At 56.1% G+C, this 16,028-nt stretch carries 14 protein-coding genes and 1 pseudogene; 8 read left to right on the top strand and 7 right to left on the bottom strand.

Features of this window, described 5'->3' with window-relative positions:
* Nucleotides 1–132 precede the first annotated feature (132 nt).
* Both fadD and rnd read left to right on the top strand, forming a co-directional pair.
* Nucleotides 133–1,818, top strand: coding sequence for a long-chain-fatty-acid--CoA ligase FadD (fadD, locus tag EnteroDNA1_RS05285; protein ID WP_023312189.1), 1,686 nt, complete (start codon nt 133–135; stop codon nt 1,816–1,818).
* Between the two features lie 71 nt (nt 1,819–1,889).
* On the top strand, nt 1,890–3,017 hold the full coding sequence (gene rnd, locus EnteroDNA1_RS05280; RefSeq protein ID WP_115504063.1) for a ribonuclease D: 1,128 nt from the start codon (nt 1,890–1,892) through the stop codon (nt 3,015–3,017).
* A 75-nt stretch (nt 3,018–3,092) separates the two neighbouring features.
* Here rnd and minE read toward each other — a convergent pair whose 3' ends face one another.
* Genes minE through minC form a run of 3 tightly spaced genes read right to left on the bottom strand, consistent with a single transcriptional unit; the run spans nt 3,093 to nt 4,909 of the window.
* Nucleotides 3,093–3,362: a cell division topological specificity factor MinE gene (gene minE / locus EnteroDNA1_RS05275; RefSeq protein WP_008500504.1), complete on the bottom strand. Its 270-nt coding sequence runs from the start codon at nt 3,360–3,362 to the stop codon at nt 3,093–3,095.
* A 3-nt stretch (nt 3,363–3,365) separates the two neighbouring features.
* Nucleotides 3,366–4,178 carry a septum site-determining protein MinD gene (gene minD, locus EnteroDNA1_RS05270; RefSeq protein ID WP_029742160.1) on the bottom strand — a complete coding sequence of 271 codons (813 nt, stop codon included), beginning with the start codon at nt 4,176–4,178 and terminating at the stop codon, nt 3,366–3,368.
* Nucleotides 4,179–4,201: 23 nt separating this feature from the next.
* The gene (gene minC / locus EnteroDNA1_RS05265; RefSeq protein ID WP_023312186.1) at nt 4,202–4,909 is read right to left on the bottom strand and encodes a septum site-determining protein MinC; all 708 of its coding nucleotides are present in this window, start codon (nt 4,907–4,909) and stop codon (nt 4,202–4,204) included.
* 123 nt (nt 4,910–5,032) lie between these two features.
* Between minC and EnteroDNA1_RS05260 the strand changes: the two genes are divergently transcribed.
* The 3 genes from EnteroDNA1_RS05260 (at nt 5,033) to EnteroDNA1_RS05250 (ending at nt 6,549) form a co-directional block, all read left to right on the top strand.
* Nucleotides 5,033–5,308, top strand: coding sequence for a YcgL domain-containing protein (locus EnteroDNA1_RS05260; RefSeq protein ID WP_029742143.1), 276 nt, complete (start codon nt 5,033–5,035; stop codon nt 5,306–5,308).
* 47 nt (nt 5,309–5,355) lie between these two features.
* Nucleotides 5,356–6,015 (top strand): fumarylacetoacetate hydrolase family protein, encoded by a 660-nt coding sequence (locus EnteroDNA1_RS05255; protein WP_069302994.1) that lies wholly within the window; start codon nt 5,356–5,358, stop codon nt 6,013–6,015.
* Between the two features lie 93 nt (nt 6,016–6,108).
* Complete coding sequence (locus EnteroDNA1_RS05250; RefSeq protein WP_033145818.1) at nt 6,109–6,549, top strand: YcgN family cysteine cluster protein; 441 nt, start codon at nt 6,109–6,111, stop codon at nt 6,547–6,549.
* A 122-nt stretch (nt 6,550–6,671) separates the two neighbouring features.
* On the opposite strand, the gene dsbB is transcribed toward EnteroDNA1_RS05250, so the two are convergent.
* Together dsbB and nhaB are read right to left on the bottom strand one after the other, a co-directional pair.
* The gene (dsbB, locus tag EnteroDNA1_RS05245) at nt 6,672–7,202 is read right to left on the bottom strand and encodes a disulfide bond formation protein DsbB (protein ID WP_023312182.1); all 531 of its coding nucleotides are present in this window, start codon (nt 7,200–7,202) and stop codon (nt 6,672–6,674) included.
* A 143-nt stretch (nt 7,203–7,345) separates the two neighbouring features.
* Nucleotides 7,346–8,884, bottom strand: a complete 1,539-nt coding sequence (gene nhaB / locus EnteroDNA1_RS05240) for a Na(+)/H(+) antiporter NhaB (RefSeq protein ID WP_069302993.1) — start codon at nt 8,882–8,884, stop codon at nt 7,346–7,348.
* Between the two features lie 200 nt (nt 8,885–9,084).
* Between nhaB and fadR the strand changes: the two genes are divergently transcribed.
* Nucleotides 9,085–9,804: a fatty acid metabolism transcriptional regulator FadR gene (gene fadR, locus EnteroDNA1_RS05235; protein WP_023336056.1), complete on the top strand. Its 720-nt coding sequence runs from the start codon at nt 9,085–9,087 to the stop codon at nt 9,802–9,804.
* Between the two features lie 112 nt (nt 9,805–9,916).
* Here fadR and EnteroDNA1_RS05230 read toward each other — a convergent pair whose 3' ends face one another.
* The gene (locus tag EnteroDNA1_RS05230) at nt 9,917–11,449 is read right to left on the bottom strand and encodes a SpoVR family protein (RefSeq protein WP_023293929.1); all 1,533 of its coding nucleotides are present in this window, start codon (nt 11,447–11,449) and stop codon (nt 9,917–9,919) included.
* Nucleotides 11,450–11,770: 321 nt separating this feature from the next.
* Here EnteroDNA1_RS05230 and EnteroDNA1_RS05220 point away from each other — a divergent pair, with 321 nt between their 5' ends.
* Both EnteroDNA1_RS05220 and dadX read left to right on the top strand, forming a co-directional pair.
* Nucleotides 11,771–13,069, top strand: a complete 1,299-nt coding sequence (locus tag EnteroDNA1_RS05220) for a D-amino acid dehydrogenase (protein ID WP_032658462.1) — start codon at nt 11,771–11,773, stop codon at nt 13,067–13,069.
* A gap of 9 nt (nt 13,070–13,078) precedes the next feature.
* Nucleotides 13,079–14,149, top strand: a complete 1,071-nt coding sequence (dadX, locus tag EnteroDNA1_RS05215) for a catabolic alanine racemase DadX (protein ID WP_069302992.1) — start codon at nt 13,079–13,081, stop codon at nt 14,147–14,149.
* Between the two features lie 163 nt (nt 14,150–14,312).
* Here the strand turns inward: dadX and EnteroDNA1_RS05210 are convergent.
* Nucleotides 14,313–15,947, bottom strand: a pseudogene (locus EnteroDNA1_RS05210) (potassium/proton antiporter); the annotation flags it as partial.
* Nucleotides 15,948–16,028 lie beyond the last annotated feature (81 nt).

Raw genomic sequence — 16,028 nt, 5'->3', positions numbered from 1 at the left:
AAAAGAGTGACGCGCTTCGCAACCTTAAATCTGAACAATTAATAAACTGGTACGCTGAGTTAATATAATGTTAACAAACTGTTTATTATCGGGGTTGTGATGACGACGAACACTCATTTCAGAGGTGATGCATTGAAGAAGGTTTGGCTTAACCGTTATCCCGCAGATGTTCCTGCTGAGATCAATCCTGACCGTTATCAATCCCTGGTGGAATTATTTGAGCACTCGGTAAGGCGCTACGCGGACCAGCCCGCATTCGTGAATATGGGCGAGGTCATGACGTTCCGTAAGCTTGAGGAGCGTAGCCGGGCGTTTGCGGCGTATCTTCAGGAAGGGCTGGGGCTGCAAAAAGGGGACCGCGTCGCGCTGATGATGCCGAACCTGCTGCAATACCCGGTGGCGTTGTTCGGTATCCTGCGAGCCGGGATGATTGTCGTCAACGTCAACCCGCTGTACACCCCGCGCGAGCTGGAGCATCAGCTGAACGACAGCGGCGCGGCCGCGATTGTCATTGTGTCCAACTTCGCCCATACGCTGGAAAAAGTGGTCGACAAAACCCAGGTTAAACACGTCATCCTGACGCGCATGGGGGATCAACTCTCCACCGCCAAAGGCACGCTGGTTAACTTTGTCGTTAAATACGTCAAGCGCCTGGTGCCAAAATACCACCTGCCGGACGCCATCTCCTTCCGCCGCGCGCTGCATGCGGGCTACCGTATGCAGTATGTGAAACCCGAAGTGGTGGCGGAAGATCTTGCGTTTCTGCAATACACGGGCGGGACTACCGGCGTCGCCAAAGGGGCCATGCTTACCCACCGTAATATGCTGGCAAACCTTGAACAGGTGAACGCCACCTACGGGCCGCTGCTGCATCCGGGCAAAGAGGTGGTGATCACCGCGCTTCCGCTGTATCACATCTTTGCGCTGACCATGAACTGCCTGCTGTTTATTGAACTGGGTGGCCAGAACATCCTCATCACCAACCCTCGCGATATCCCGGGCCTGGTGAAAGAGCTGGCGAAATATCCGTTCACCGCCATGACCGGGGTGAACACCCTGTTTAACGCGCTGCTTAATAACAAAGAGTTCCAGCAGCTGGATTTCTCCACGCTGCATCTCTCTGCGGGCGGTGGCATGCCGGTTCAGCAGGCGGTCGCCGAGCGCTGGGTGAAGCTCACCGGTCAGTATTTGCTGGAAGGCTATGGGCTGACGGAATGTGCTCCGCTGGTCAGCGTGAACCCACACGATATCGACTATCACAGTGGAAGCATTGGTCTGCCGGTTCCTTCCACCGAGGCCAAACTGGTCGATGATAATGATAACGAAGTCGCGCCGGGCGAGCCGGGTGAGCTTTGCGTCAGAGGTCCGCAGGTGATGCTGGGTTACTGGCAGCGTCCCGATGCGACGGACGAAATCATCAAAGACGGCTGGCTGCACACCGGTGATATTGCGGTAATGGATGACGAGGGCTTCCTGCGCATCGTCGATCGCAAGAAAGACATGATCCTGGTCTCCGGCTTCAACGTCTATCCGAATGAGATCGAAGACGTGGTTATGCAGCACAGCGGCGTACTCGAGGTGGCGGCGGTCGGCGTCCCTTCCGGCAGCAGCGGTGAAGCGGTTAAAATATTTGTGGTCAAGAAAGATCCTTCCCTGACGGAGGAGGCGCTGGTAACGTTTTGCCGTCGTCAGCTGACGGGCTACAAGGTGCCGAAGCTGGTTGAATTCCGCGATGAGCTGCCGAAATCCAACGTCGGAAAGATATTACGACGAGAATTACGTGACGAAGCCCGTGGCAAAGTAGACAATAAGGCCTGAGCTTCACGCTAATCGCCCAGACGCCGGTTAAGCCGGCGTTTTTTATGGGCGCAAACAAAAGAGAACCCGTTTTGAATTACCAGATGATCACGACCAACGACGAGCTGGCTTCGCTGTGCGAAGTGACGCGCGACTTTCCTGCCATTGCCCTGGATACCGAGTTTGTCCGTACCCGGACCTATTATCCGCAGCTGGGTTTGATTCAGATGTATGACGGTAAACACGTGTCGCTGATTGACCCGCTCGGCATTACCGACTGGACGCCGATGCGTGACCTGCTGCTCGATACCGCCGTGACGAAATACCTGCACGCAGGCAGTGAGGATCTGGAAGTCTTTCTGAACACCTTTGGCATCATGCCTCAGCCGCTGATTGACACGCAGATCCTCGCGGCATTCAGCAATCGTCCGCTCTCCTGGGGCTTTGCTGCCATGGTGGAGGAGTATACGGGCCTGACGCTGGATAAAAGCGAATCCCGTACCGACTGGCTGGCGCGCCCGCTTACAGAGCGTCAGCTGGAGTATGCGGCGGCAGACGTGTTTTACCTGCTGCCGATTGCGGGACAGCTGATGAAAGAGGCGGAAGCCTCCGGTTGGCTCGCTGCTGCGCTGGACGAATGCCGTATGACCCAGCAGCGTCGTCAGGAAGTGGTTGACCCGAAAGAGGCCTGGCGCGATATCAGCAACGCCTGGCAGCTGCGCACGCGTCAGCTGGCATGCCTGCAGCTGCTGGCAGACTGGCGCTTGCGTAAAGCGCGCGAGCGCGATCTGGCCGTTAACTTTGTGGTTCGCGAAGAGCATCTCTGGGCAGTCGCGCGCTATATGCCAGGCAGCCTGGGCGAGCTGGACAGCATTGGCCTTTCGGGCAGCGAGATCCGCTTCCACGGTAAAACCCTGCTGGCGCTTGTCGCCAAAGCGCAGGAGCTGCCGGAAGATGCGCTGCCGGAACCGCTGCTGAACCTGATGGATATGCCGGGCTATCGCAAAGCGTTTAAGGATATCAAAGCGCTGGTGCAGGCGGTTGCAACGGAAAGCAAGCTGAGTGCGGAACTGCTCGCCTCACGTCGTCAGATTAACCAGCTGCTGAACTGGCACTGGAAGCTGAAGCCGCAGAATGGCGTGCCGGAGATGATGGCGGGATGGCGCGGGGAATTGATGGCCGATCGCCTGAATACGCTGCTGGACGGTTACCCGCGATAAAAAAATATGCCGGGCGATATACCCGGCATATTTCCCCGGTGGCGCTGCGCTTACCGGGGCGGCGAAAACACAAACCTACGGACGCGACTCTTCCGCTTCCGGGAGCGTAACGTTCAGCTCCAGGATCGAAATATCCCCGTCTTTTTGTTCCAGCTGCACCGTGACCATCTCCGGGTCAATCTGCACATACTTACAGATCACTTCCAGGATGTCCTTGCGCAGCTGCGGCAGATAGTGAGGCTCGGCGTCGCTACGACGACGCTCCGCAACGATAATTTGCAGACGTTCTTTTGCGATGTTGGCGGTGTTCTTTTTCCGCGAGAGAAAAAAGTCCAGTAATGCCATAACTTATCCTCCGAACAGGCGTTTGAGGAAACCTTTCTTCTCTTCTTCAATGAAGCGGAAAGGACGTTCTTCTCCCAGCAGACGGTCAACGGTATCGGCGTAAGCTTTACCTGCATCTGCCAATGTATCAAGGATCACTGGCTCGCCCTGGTTAGAGGCGCGTAACACGGACTGATCTTCCGGGATAACGCCCACCAGCTTAATGCGCAGGATCTCCAGCACGTCTTCCATGCTCAGCATGTCACCTTTGTTCACGCGGCCCGGATTGTAGCGGGTGAGCAGCAGGTGTTCTTTAATCGGGTCTTCGCCATTTTCCGCACGACGGGATTTAGAGGCGAGGATGCCCAGAATGCGGTCTGAGTCACGCACGGATGAAACTTCAGGGTTGGTGGTGATGATCGCTTCATCAGCGAAGTAGAGCGCCATCAGGGCACCGGTTTCGATGCCCGCAGGGGAGTCGCAGACAATGAAGTCGAAATCCATTTTTTTCAGATCGTCGAGCACCTTTTCCACGCCTTCACGGGTCAGGGCGTCTTTGTCACGCGTCTGAGAAGCCGGGAGAATGTAGAGGTTCTCGGTGCGCTTGTCTTTGATCATCGCCTGGTTAAGCGTGGCATCGCCCTGAATGACGTTTACGAAGTCATACACGACGCGACGCTCACATCCCATGATGAGGTCGAGGTTACGCAGACCGATATCGAAGTCGATAACGATGGTTTTCTTTCCCTTCTGGGCCAAACCAGTAGCGATGGCCGCGCTGGAGGTGGTCTTGCCAACGCCTCCTTTACCCGAAGTAACAACAATAATGCGTGCCATAGAAATTCCTTGTTAAAAAGGGATCAATTCAACGGTTGAACGGTCAACGCGTCGTCTGCCAGAAGCAGGCGAGCCGCTTTGCCATAAAATTCGGCTGGGATCTTGTCGCTCAGCCAATATTCACCTGCGATGGACACTAGTTCCGCCGTCAGGTGAGTACAAAATATTTGCGCATCTCGATCGCCACTTGCACCTGCGAGCGCACGTCCACGCATCATACCGTATACGTGAATATTGCCATCTGCAATCAGCTCAGCGCCAGCACTGACGTGGCTTGTAACAATCAGATCACAGTTTGGTGCATAAATGCGCTGACCGGAACGAACCGGCACATCAATCATTCGCGTTTTTGTGACGGTAGTAACGTTTTGCACCGCAGGAGGGGGCGTTTGCACGGCAACGGGTGCCGCTCGCGAGGCTTTTTCTTTGCCCTCATTCAGAAGGGGCAGCCCCGCACGCTCAATTTCCGCTTTCAGCTCAGTATCTTTGCAGCCGCTGATGCCCACGATACGCAGTCCGGTCGAGGAGACGGCCTGCTGGAGAAGTTTCCAGTTAACCGGAGCCTCAAGACCGCTGACGTTGATAACAACAGGGGCGTGCTTCAGAAAGGCGGGAGCCTGGGCGATTTTGTCTTCTAACGCCTGACGAATAACCTCGGGTTTTGCATCATGCAAATGTACCACTGATAAGGTGAAGCTACTGCCTTTAAGCTCGATGGGCGTGTTTGACATCCTGGCCTTACTCAATTTGCTATTAACCGCAACCACTCGCTGCGATATTCCGAAGAGTATCAGGCATGTTATAGTCAGGAGTATATTGAGGCAAGCAACCACCCATTAATTCAGAGTAAAAACATGTTTTGTGTGATCTACAGAAGTACAAGCCGTGACCAGACCTATCTTTATGTCGAAAAGAAAGACGATTTTTCACGCGTGCCTGAAGAATTAATGAAGAACTTTGGCCGACCACAGCTGGCGATGCTGCTGCCGCTCGATGGTCGTAAGAAACTGATTAATGCCGATCTGGATAAAGTGAAAACGGCCTTAGCCGAGCAAGGCTATTATTTACAGCTTCCACCGCCACCCGAGAATTTATTAAAACAGCATCTTGAGGCGAACGGTAAAAAATAGTCTCAACTGTTTTTGGGCACAACACATCAACCGTTTAGGGGTCGACCATGTATCAACATCATAACTGGCAAGGTGCATTACTGGATTATCCCGTCAGCAAAGTGGTTTGCGTGGGCAGCAACTACGCAAAACATATTCAGGAGATGGGCAGCGCGACGCCAGAAGAACCGGTCCTGTTTATTAAGCCTGAAACGGCGCTTTGCGATATCCGACAGCCGCTGGCGCTGCCGCAGGGGCTGGGCTCGGTGCATCACGAAGTTGAACTTGCCGTGCTGATCGGCGCGACGCTGCGCCAGGCCTCAGAAGAACATGTTAAAAAAGCGATTGCCGGATACGGCGTGGCGCTGGATCTGACCCTGCGTGACGTTCAAGGCAAAATGAAGAAAGCAGGGCAGCCGTGGGAAAAAGCCAAAGGGTTTGATAATTCCTGCCCGATTTCGGCGTTTGTGCCGGTGAGCGAATTTACCGGCGATCCGCAGGACACGCCGCTCAGCCTGAAGGTTAACGGCGAGGTCCGCCAGCATGGCACCACGGCAGACATGATCCATAAGATTGTGCCGCTGATCGCCTACATGAGTCGCTTCTTTACCCTGAAGCCGGGCGATGTGATCCTGACCGGAACCCCAGAAGGCGTTGGCCCGCTACTCAGCGGTGACGAGCTTGAGGTCGGTTTCAACGGCCTGTCGCTGAAAACCCGCGTGCTGTAACCCCATCTTGCCGCCTGAAGAGGGCGGCAAAACTTGCAACAACGTGCCAGACTCGTTATAAGGTGCGCTTTCTTTTGACGTGTGGACATCCTGATGAACGACATCCCTTTCTGGCAAAGCAAAACTCTCGACGACATGACTGACGCGGAATGGGAATCATTGTGCGACGGCTGCGGGCAGTGCTGCCTGCACAAGCTGATGGATGAAGATACGGACGAAATCTACTTCACCAACGTTGCCTGCAAGCAGTTAAACATTAAAACCTGCCAGTGCCGCAACTATGAGCGCCGGTTTGAATTTGAGCCTGACTGCATCAAGTTAACCCGGGATAATCTGCCGACGTTTGAATGGCTGCCGCATACCTGCGCGTATCGCCTGCTGGCGGAAGGGAAAGGTCTGCCTGACTGGCATCCGCTGTTAACCGGTTCAAAAGCGGCGATGCACGGTGAACGTATCTCTGTGCGCCACATTGCGGTGAAAGAGTCCGAGGTGCAGGACTGGGAAGATCACATCATGAACCACCCGACCCGTTGAGATTAAAAAACCCGCCGAGGCGGGTTTTTTTGTGCTTGTGCGGCCTGATGCCCTCACCCCAACCTCTCCCACGGGAGAGGGCGCAAACGCTAAAAACGGCAACCTTGGTTGCCGTTTTGCGTTTACCTTCCGAACAAATCGCGTTTCTTCGGTTTGAAAGGCTGGGCAATCAGCACCAGCAGCGCCACGACGAAGTAGGCGGCAAAAATGCCCACCAGCCACTGCGGCATCTCCAGCGTCAGGAATTCCCACTGGCGAACGGAGCAGTCACCGGATGCGACAAACACCTGCGGCAGCCATTTGTCCAGCGGCAGCCAGCTCGGGAAGCGGGCGGCAAAATCACAGGTCATAAACGGTGACGGATGCAATTGCATCATGGTGTGCTGCCAGGAGAGTTCAATTCCTTTCCAGGCGCTGTAGATCCAGATGGCAATACCGGCATAGCGAAGCGGCGATTTTGGGGCAATCGCACCCACCAGGCCCGCACCCATAATGCCGAACAGCGCGCTGCGTTCGTAAATACACAGTACGCAAGGTTTCAGTCCCATTACATGCTGGAACCACAGCGCGACCATTTCCAGCGCAAAGGCGGTCAGGGCCATTAACAACCACGCTCCGCGACCGCGGGAGCACTGGTTTAAAAATCTCAACATAATCATTTCCCTGGAACATGCTTAGAAAGCGCAGTGTAAACGAATTCGTTTTTCGCGCCACCTGTACCTGGCGAAATAAAACGTAATTGGATGTTTATCGTGCGAAAAGGCAAACGGGCAGCGAACTGCCCGAGATGCATAGTTTACTGCGCCGCAAGTATACCCGCTTGTACCAGCCATTGCGTACAGGGAATGAGGGTAATTTTGACGCAAAGCAATCCGACGATCGTGAGCACCAGCGTATAGGGCAGCGCCATCCATACCATCCTGCCATAAGAAAGACGTATGAGCGGCGCGAGGGCGGAGGTCAGCAGGAACAGGAAGGCGGCCTGGCCATTTGGCGTCGCCACCGACGGCAGGTTGGTTCCGGTATTGATCGCCACGGCCAGCAGCTCAAACTGTCCGGCGCTGATAACGCCTTGCTCCATGGCCGCTTTGGCCTCGTTGATGTAGACCGTCCCGACGAAGACGTTATCTGAGATCGACGAGAGCAGGCCGTTAAACAGGTAAAACAGCGAGAGCTGAGCATCCGGTGAGGCCTGTAATACAAAGGCAATAATCGGCGCGAACAGGTGCTGGTCGATAATCACCGCCACGACGGCAAAGAACACCGCCAGCAGGGCGGTAAACGGCAGAGCTTCGGTAAACGCCTTGCCAATGGCATGTTCGTCCGTCACGCCGGTAAAGGTGGTGGCGAGAATAATGACTGACAGGCCAATCAGCCCCACTTCGGCAAGATGGAACGCCAGCGCCGCGATAAGCCAGACGCCGATGATCCCCTGAGCAATCAGTCGTAGCGTCTCCTGGCGCGTCCGCTGGCTTCGGCTCTGCAGATCGAATTTATGCAGCTCCTGACGAACCGGCTCCGGGAGCTGCGCCCCGTAGCCAAAGAGGTGAAACTTCTCCACCAGCAGACAGGTCGCCAGCCCGCAGATCAGCACCGGTACGCTCACCGGTGCCATTCTCAGGAAGAAATCACCGAAGTTCCAGCCCGCCGCTTTGGCAATGATCAGGTTTTGCGGCTCGCCGACCATGGTCATCACGCCGCCCAGCGCGGTACCCACGCCGGCATGCATCATCAGGCTGCGCAGAAACGCGCGGAACTGTTCCAGCACGTCACGGTTATGCGCCTCGACGTGGCTGTCATCCTGCAGGTCCTCATTTGGGCGAGAGGAGGCCACGCGGTGATAAATTCCGTAAAACCCAACCGCGACGCTGATCACTACCGCAACGACCGTCAGCGCATCCAGGAAGGCCGACAGGAAGGCGGCGGCAAGGCAAAACGCCAGCGAGAGGAACATTTTCGACGGAATGCTGAGCAGCAGGCGCGTGAAGATGAACAGCAGCAGCTGTTTCATAAAGTAGATGCCGGCCACCATAAAGATCAGCAGCAGAAGCACTTCGAGATTAGACGCCAGCTCTGCTTTGACATGCCCGGCGCTGGTCATACCGACGACGACGGCTTCAAACGCCAGCAATCCGCCCGGCAGAAGGGGATAACATTTCAGCGCCATGGCCAGGGTGAAGATAAACTCCGCCACCAGCAGCCAGCCGGCGATAAAGGGATTCACGCTAAAAATGATGGGATTAACGACCAGGAAAACCAGCAGTATCAGTTTATACCAGTCAGGAGACTGACCTAAAAAATTGCGCCATAGCGCGCGCCCAAAAGAAATTTCCACAACAGACGTCCTTCCCGTCAAGTAAGACAAAACATCAGTATACTCAAAAAACACGGCCTGGAGGCGGATAAGGCTGCATTGTAAATTTCACAAAAATGAAACGGCGATCCCTCTTTTCTCTCTTTGCCGCGCTACCTGCCACTGCGTGCCTCTGGTATGATGAGTCCAATTTGCTAAAGCTGTGTAATGGAAATCTCACTATGGTCATTAAGGCGCAGAGCCCGGCGGGTTTCGCGGAAGAGTACATCATCGAAAGCATCTGGAATAATCGTTTCCCTGCGGGGTCCATTCTTCCGGCTGAACGCGAACTCTCTGAACTGATTGGCGTCACTCGCACCACGCTGCGTGAAGTGCTTCAGCGGCTGGCGCGCGATGGCTGGTTGACGATCCAGCACGGTAAGCCTACGAAAGTGAACAACTTCTGGGAAACGTCCGGGCTGAACATTCTTGAAACGCTGGCGCGTCTTGACCATGAAAGCGTGCCGCAGCTCATTGATAATCTGCTCTCCGTTCGCACCAACATCGCGACGATCTTTATTCGTACCGCTTTCCGTCAGCATCCGGAAGACGCCCTTGCGGTGCTGGCCAGCGCGAACGAGGTGGAAGATCACGCCGATGCTTTTGCCACTCTCGATTACAACGTGTTCCGCGGCCTGGCGTTTGCCTCCGGCAACCCGGTGTATGGCCTGATCCTCAACGGTATGAAAGGGCTTTACACCCGCATTGGCCGCCACTACTTTGCCAATCCGGAAGCGCGTAGCCTGGCACTGGGCTTCTACCACAAGCTGAGCAAGCTCTGTACCGAAGGTCTGCACGATCAGGTTTATGAGACGGTTCGCCGTTACGGTCACGATTCCGGTGAAATCTGGCACCGTATGCAGAAAACGCTGCCGGGTGATTTAGCGATTCAGACCCGCTAAAAGAAAAAACCTCTCATACGAGAGGTTTTTTTTCGCCCGGTGGCGCTTCGCTTACCGGGCCTACAAAACCCGTAGGCCGGGTAAGGCATAGCCGCCACCCGGCAAAAAAACACTACAGCGTATTCAACCGCGCCGGGCAACGTTCCAGCAGCTCGACGCTCCCGTCTTCATTCTGCTGCTCCAGCTGCACGTCAAAGCCCCACAGGCGATGCACGTGCTTCAGCACTTCTTTACGCCCTTTATCCAGCGGCGCGCGATTGTGCGGGATATAGCGCAGCGTCAGGGAGCGGTCACCGCGCAAATCGACGTTCCATACCTGAATATTCGGCTCAAGGTTGCTCAGGTTGTACTGGGAAGAGAGGCGAGAGCGGATCTCACGGTATCCCTCTTCGTTATGGATTGCAGAGATCTCCAGATAGTTGTTGCGGTCATCGTCCAGCACGGTGAAGAAGCGGAAATCACGCATGATCTTCGGCGACATAAACTGGCTGATGAAGCTCTCGTCCTTAAAGTCGCGCATCGCAAAGTGCAGCGTTTCCAGCCAGTCAGAACCGGCGATATCCGGGAACCAGTACTTGTCTTCTTCCGTCGGCGACTGGCAGATGCGCTTAATGTCCTGGAACATGGCGAAGCCAAGCGCATACGGGTTTATTCCGCTGTACCACGGGCTGTTGTAGGGCGGCTGGAACACCACGTTGGTATGGCTATGGAGGAATTCCATCATGAACCGCTCGGTCACTTTTCCCTCGTCGTACAGATGGTTAAGAATAGTGTAGTGCCAGAAGGTCGCCCAGCCTTCGTTCATGACCTGCGTCTGCTTTTGCGGGTAAAAATACTGGCTCACCTTGCGCACGATGCGCAGGATCTCACGCTGCCACGGCTCCAGCAGCGGGGCGTTCTTCTCCATAAAATAGAGCAGGTTTTCCTGCGGCTCGGACGGATAGCGACGCGCTTCGGCGATCGTTTTTTCCTCCTCACGCTTCGGCAGGGTACGCCACAGCATGTTCACCTGGCTTTGCAGGTACTCTTCGCGGCTCTTCTGCCGGGCTTTCTCCTCCTGCAGGGAGATTTTCTGCGGACGTTTGTAGCGGTCCACGCCGTAGTTCATCAGCGCGTGGCAGGAGTCGAGCAGTTTTTCCACTTCGTCCACGCCGTAGCGCTCCTCGCAGTCGGTAATGTATTTACGGGCGAAGATCAGGTAATCGACGATGGAGCTGGCATCCGTCCAGCTGCGGAACAGGTAGTTATTCTTGAAAAAGGAGTTGTGCCCGTAGCAGGCGTGCGCCATCACCAGCGCCTGCATGGTAATGGTGTTCTCTTCCATTAAATAGGCAATACACGGATTGGAGTTAATCACAATCTCATACGCCAGCCCCTGCTGGCCGTGCTTATACAGCCGTTCCGTTTCAATAAATTTTTTACCAAACGACCAGTGCGGATAGTTAATCGGCATCCCGACGCTGGAGTAGGCGTCCATCATCTGTTCGGACGTAATGACTTCAATCTGATGGGGATAGGTATCCAGGCGATACAGCTTTGCGACCCGGTCGATTTCGGCGAGGTAAACATCCAGCAGCTCGAAGGTCCAGTCGGGTCCATCGCTCAGACGTGTGTTGTCCTTGTTCAGGGAATCAATAGTAGCCATTAGCGCGCCCTCGTTGTGGGTGCTCTCTCTGTCTGGAGAGCCTCCTTTCAAGCATAGATCAACGTGTTAAAAAGCGTGCTGGGGCAGAAATTTTTTCTTTGCGATTTCGCGTTTTTGATACGGCAAAAAAACGGTATGCCGCAGCATATTATGCTGGTTAAAAATAACGCGCAGCAGGAGATCCCAAATTAGCACTATCCCCTGATGCTGGGGGATGTGTGAGGTAAGTCACCATAAAAAAGTCGTATGTTGAATAATATTTTCAACTAGGTTATCAATCTGTAATTAGAAGATTGTTCTTTTGCACATAATGGAGTGGCTATGCGTGTTGTCATACTGGGAAGTGGTGTCGTTGGGGTAACCAGCGCCTGGTATTTAAGTCAGGCGGGACATGACGTAACCGTTATCGATCGTGAATCCGGTCCCGCGCTTGAAACCAGCGCGGCGAACGCCGGGCAAATCTCTCCGGGGTATGCGGCGCCGTGGGCTGCGCCGGGCGTTCCGCTGAAAGCGATTAAATGGATGTTCCAGCGCCATGCGCCGCTGGCCATCAGCCTTGATGGCACGCAGTTCCAGCTGAAGTGGATGTGGCAGATGCTGCGCAACTGCGACACGCGCCATTACATGGAGAACAAAGGGCGCATGGTGCGCCTGGCGGAATACAGCCGCGACTGTCTGAAAGCGCTGCGCGCGTCGACGGGAATTGAGTACGAAGGCCGTCAGGGCGGGACGCTGCAGCTGTTCCGCACCGAGCAACAGTACGAAAATGCCACTCGCGATATCGCCGTGCTGGAAGATGCCGGCGTACCGTACCAGCTGCTGGAAGCCAGCCAGCTTGGCCAGGTTGAACCGGCGCTGGCGGAAGTGGCGCACAAGCTGACCGGCGGCCTGCGCCTGCCAAATGACGAAACCGGCGACTGCCAGCTCTTTACGCAACGTCTTGCGCAAATGTGCGAGCAGGCGGGGGTGAAGTTCCGCTTTAACACCTCCGTCGACAAGCTGCTGTCGGAAGGCGAAAAAATTTACGGCGTGAAGTGCGGCGACGAGGTAATCAAAGCCGATGCCTACGTGATGGCGTTTGGTTCGTACTCCACCGCCATGCTGAAAGGCATTCTCGACATTCCGGTCTATCCGCTGAAGGGCTACTCGCTGACCATTCCGGTGAAAGAAGAGAGCGGCGCCCCGGTGTCGACCATTCTGGACGAAACCTACAAAATCGCCATTACCCGCTTCGACAACCGCATTCGTGTGGGCGGCATGGCGGAAATTGTTGGCTTCAACACCGAACTGCTGCAGCCGCGTCGTGAAACGCTGGAGATGGTCGTGGGCGATCTCTTCCCGCGCGGCGGTTTTGTTGAGCAGGCGACGTTCTGGACCGGCCTGCGTCCGATGACCCCTGACGGCACGCCGATCGTAGGGCGCACGCCGTTTAAAAACCTGTGGACCAATACCGGACACGGCACGCTCGGCTGGACAATGGCCTGCGGATCGGGCCAGCTGCTGAGCGACCTGATTTCCGGGCGCACGCCGGCAATTCCGTTTGACGATTTAAGCGCCGCGCGCTATCAATCGGGGTTTACGCCTTCGCGTCCACAGCACCTGCACGGCGCGCATAGCTAAGGAGTTGTCATGTCCCGTCCTGTTCTGGCCCAGCTGAACCTGCAGGCCCTGAAGGATAATCTGCAAATTATTCGTCGGGCGGCACCGGGTTCGCGCGTCTGGTCGGTGGTGAAAGCGAATGCCTACGGCCACGGTATCGATCGTATCTGGAGCGCGTTGAGCGCGACCGACGGTTTTGCGCTACTGAATCTTGAAGAGGCCATTCTGCTGCGCGAGCGCGGCTGGAAAGGGCCGATTCTACTGCTGGAAGGGTTCTTCCATGCGGACGATCTGCCGCTGCTGGATAAGTACCGGCTGACCACCAGCGTGCACAGTAACTGGCAGATTAAGGCGATCCAGGATGCGAAGCTCCATGCTCCGCTGGATATCTATCTCAAGGTGAACAGCGGCATGAACCGCCTGGGCTTTCAGCCTGAGCGGGTGCATACGGTCTGGCAGCAGCTGCGCGCCATGAAAAACGTGGGCGAAATGACGCTGATGGCGCATTTTGCCGACGCGGAAAAACCCGACGGTATTGCCGATGCCATGGTCCGTATTGAGCAGGCGGCTGAAGGGCTGGATTGCCCGCGCTCGCTGTCGAACTCGGCGGCCACGCTGTGGCATCCCGAGGCGCACTATAACTGGGTGCGTCCGGGGATTGTTCTGTACGGTGCGTCTCCCTCTGGCGAGTGGCAGGATATCGCCAACAGCGGCCTGAAGCCGGTCATGACCCTGCGCAGTGAAATCATTGGCGTGCAGACGCTGAAGGCCGGGGACACGGTCGGCTACGGCAGCCGCTACCGGGCAAAGGGCGAGCAGCGGATTGGCATCGTGGCGGGTGGTTATGCCGACGGCTACCCGCGCATCGCGCCGACCGGCACGCCGGTCTGGGTCGATGGGGTTCGCACGGGAACGGTGGGCACCGTATCTATGGATATGCTGGCCGTTGACCTGACGCCATGCCCGCAGGCGGGCATTGGCTCACCCGTCGAGCTGTGGGGTAACGAAATCAAAATTGACGACGTGGCTGCCGCGGCGGGCACGGTGGGGTACGAATTGATGTGCGCGCTGGCACCGAGAGTGCCGGTTGTGACGGTGTAACATATATTTATGTCGGGTGGCGGCTTCGCCTTACCCGACCTACAAAACCCTCGAACGTAGGCCGGGTAAGCGTTAGCGCCACCCGGCAAAAAAACAACTACTCGGTTTCCTCTTCCATCGGCCTGACGCCGACTTTTCTGACCGCGTTATCTTCTTTCTCCGCAACCGTCCAGATCATCCCGGCGAATTCTACCTGGTCGCCGACGACGGGGGCCGCTCCCAGCAGTTGCTGAATGATTTCCCCTAACGTTTGCTGCTTGTCGCGGTACTCCAGCCCTTCATCCAGGCCGTAAATTAGCGCTACATCCGCAAATTTGGCGCTCGCTTCCAGAATAAAATCGCCGAAGAAGCGCTGGTCCAGCGCCACCGGAGGCGACTGGCTGAACAGCTTGCCCAGCGCGGGCAGGTCGCGCTCGCGACCAATCACGCAGAGAATATCCCCCTCGCGCAGGCGGGTGCTGCCGGTAGGGTGCAGCAGGACATTATCGCGGAACAGGGCGGCAATGCGCGTTTCGGCCGGCATGTGCAAATCGCGCAGCGAGGCCCCCACGCACCATTTGTCGGCGCTCAGCTGATAGACGAACTGTTCCCACGGGTTCTCCGGATGAATATCGAGCCCCACGCGGGAGACCGGCCAGCCCACGGGCGGGACCACCACTTTGGCTTTTTTCGCCGCCCACCCGAGCGAGGTTCCCTGGAACAGCAGGGAAATCAGCACCACGAAGAACGCCACGTTAAAGAACAGCCGCGCGTTATCCAGACCGGCCATCATCGGGAACACCGCAAGGATAATCGGCACCGCGCCGCGCAGCCCCACCCAGCTGATAAAGACCCGCTCGCGCAGGTTGAAGCCGCGAAACGGCAGCAGGCCTGCAAATACCGACAGCGGACGGGCGAAGAAGATCATCCACGCGGAAAGCAGCAGCGCCGGAACGGCGATCGGCAGCAGGTCCGATGGCGTAACCAGCAGGCCCAGCACCAGGAACATGCCGATTTGCGCCAGCCACGCCAGGCCGTCAAAGTTCTGCAAAATGGCATGGCGGTTGCGAATAGGGCGGTTGCCCATCAGGAACCCGCAGAGATAGACGGCGAGAATGCCGCTGCCGTCCAGCGCCGTGGTGACGGCAAAAATGAGAATGCCGCCGCTCAGCGCCAGCAGTGGGTAAAGCCCCGCGGGAAGCGATATACGGTTGATCGTCTGCTGTAGCAGATAGCCCCCCGCCAGTCCGATAACAATCCCCAGGCCGAACTGCTGCAGGATATGTAACGCAAACATCCAGCTCAGCCCGCTTTCATGCTGCTGAATCATCTCGATAAGCGTAATGGTGAGAAATACCGCCATCGGATCGTTACTGCCGGATTCAATCTCAAGCGTGGAGCCGACACGTTCGTTAAGCCCTTTACCGCCGAGCAGGGAAAACACCGCTGCCGCATCGGTTGAGCCCACGATGGCGCCAATCAGCAAACCTTCCATGATATTGAGATGGAAAAGCCACGCGGCCATCATCCCGGTGAGGCCAGAGGTAATCAACACGCCGACCGTGGCGAGCGACAGCGCAGGCCCTAAGGCCACGCGGAAGGAGCTCGCCTGGGTACGCATCCCGCCGTCCAGCAGGATCACAGCCAGCGCGAGGTTACTCACCATATAGGCGAAGGGGTAGTTATCGAATGGGATACCGCCAATGCCATCAATGCCGGCCAGCATGCCGATGGCGAGGAAAATGACAAGAATAGGTATGCCGAGACGCGATGAAAATGAACTTAATAAAATACTGCTGGTTACAAGGACGGAACCCAAAATGAAAAGGCTGATTATCGCTGCGGCATCCAATGTTCTCTTACTCCCACCTCAATGTTAACGCTGTTACTAAAACCCTAA

The sequence above is a fragment of the Enterobacter sp. HK169 genome (genome assembly GCF_001719105.1).
GTDB lineage: Bacteria > Pseudomonadota > Gammaproteobacteria > Enterobacterales > Enterobacteriaceae > Enterobacter > Enterobacter asburiae_B.
The sequence above is the reverse complement of the archived record's forward strand: the minus strand, read 5'-3'. Positions and strand labels throughout refer to the sequence as shown.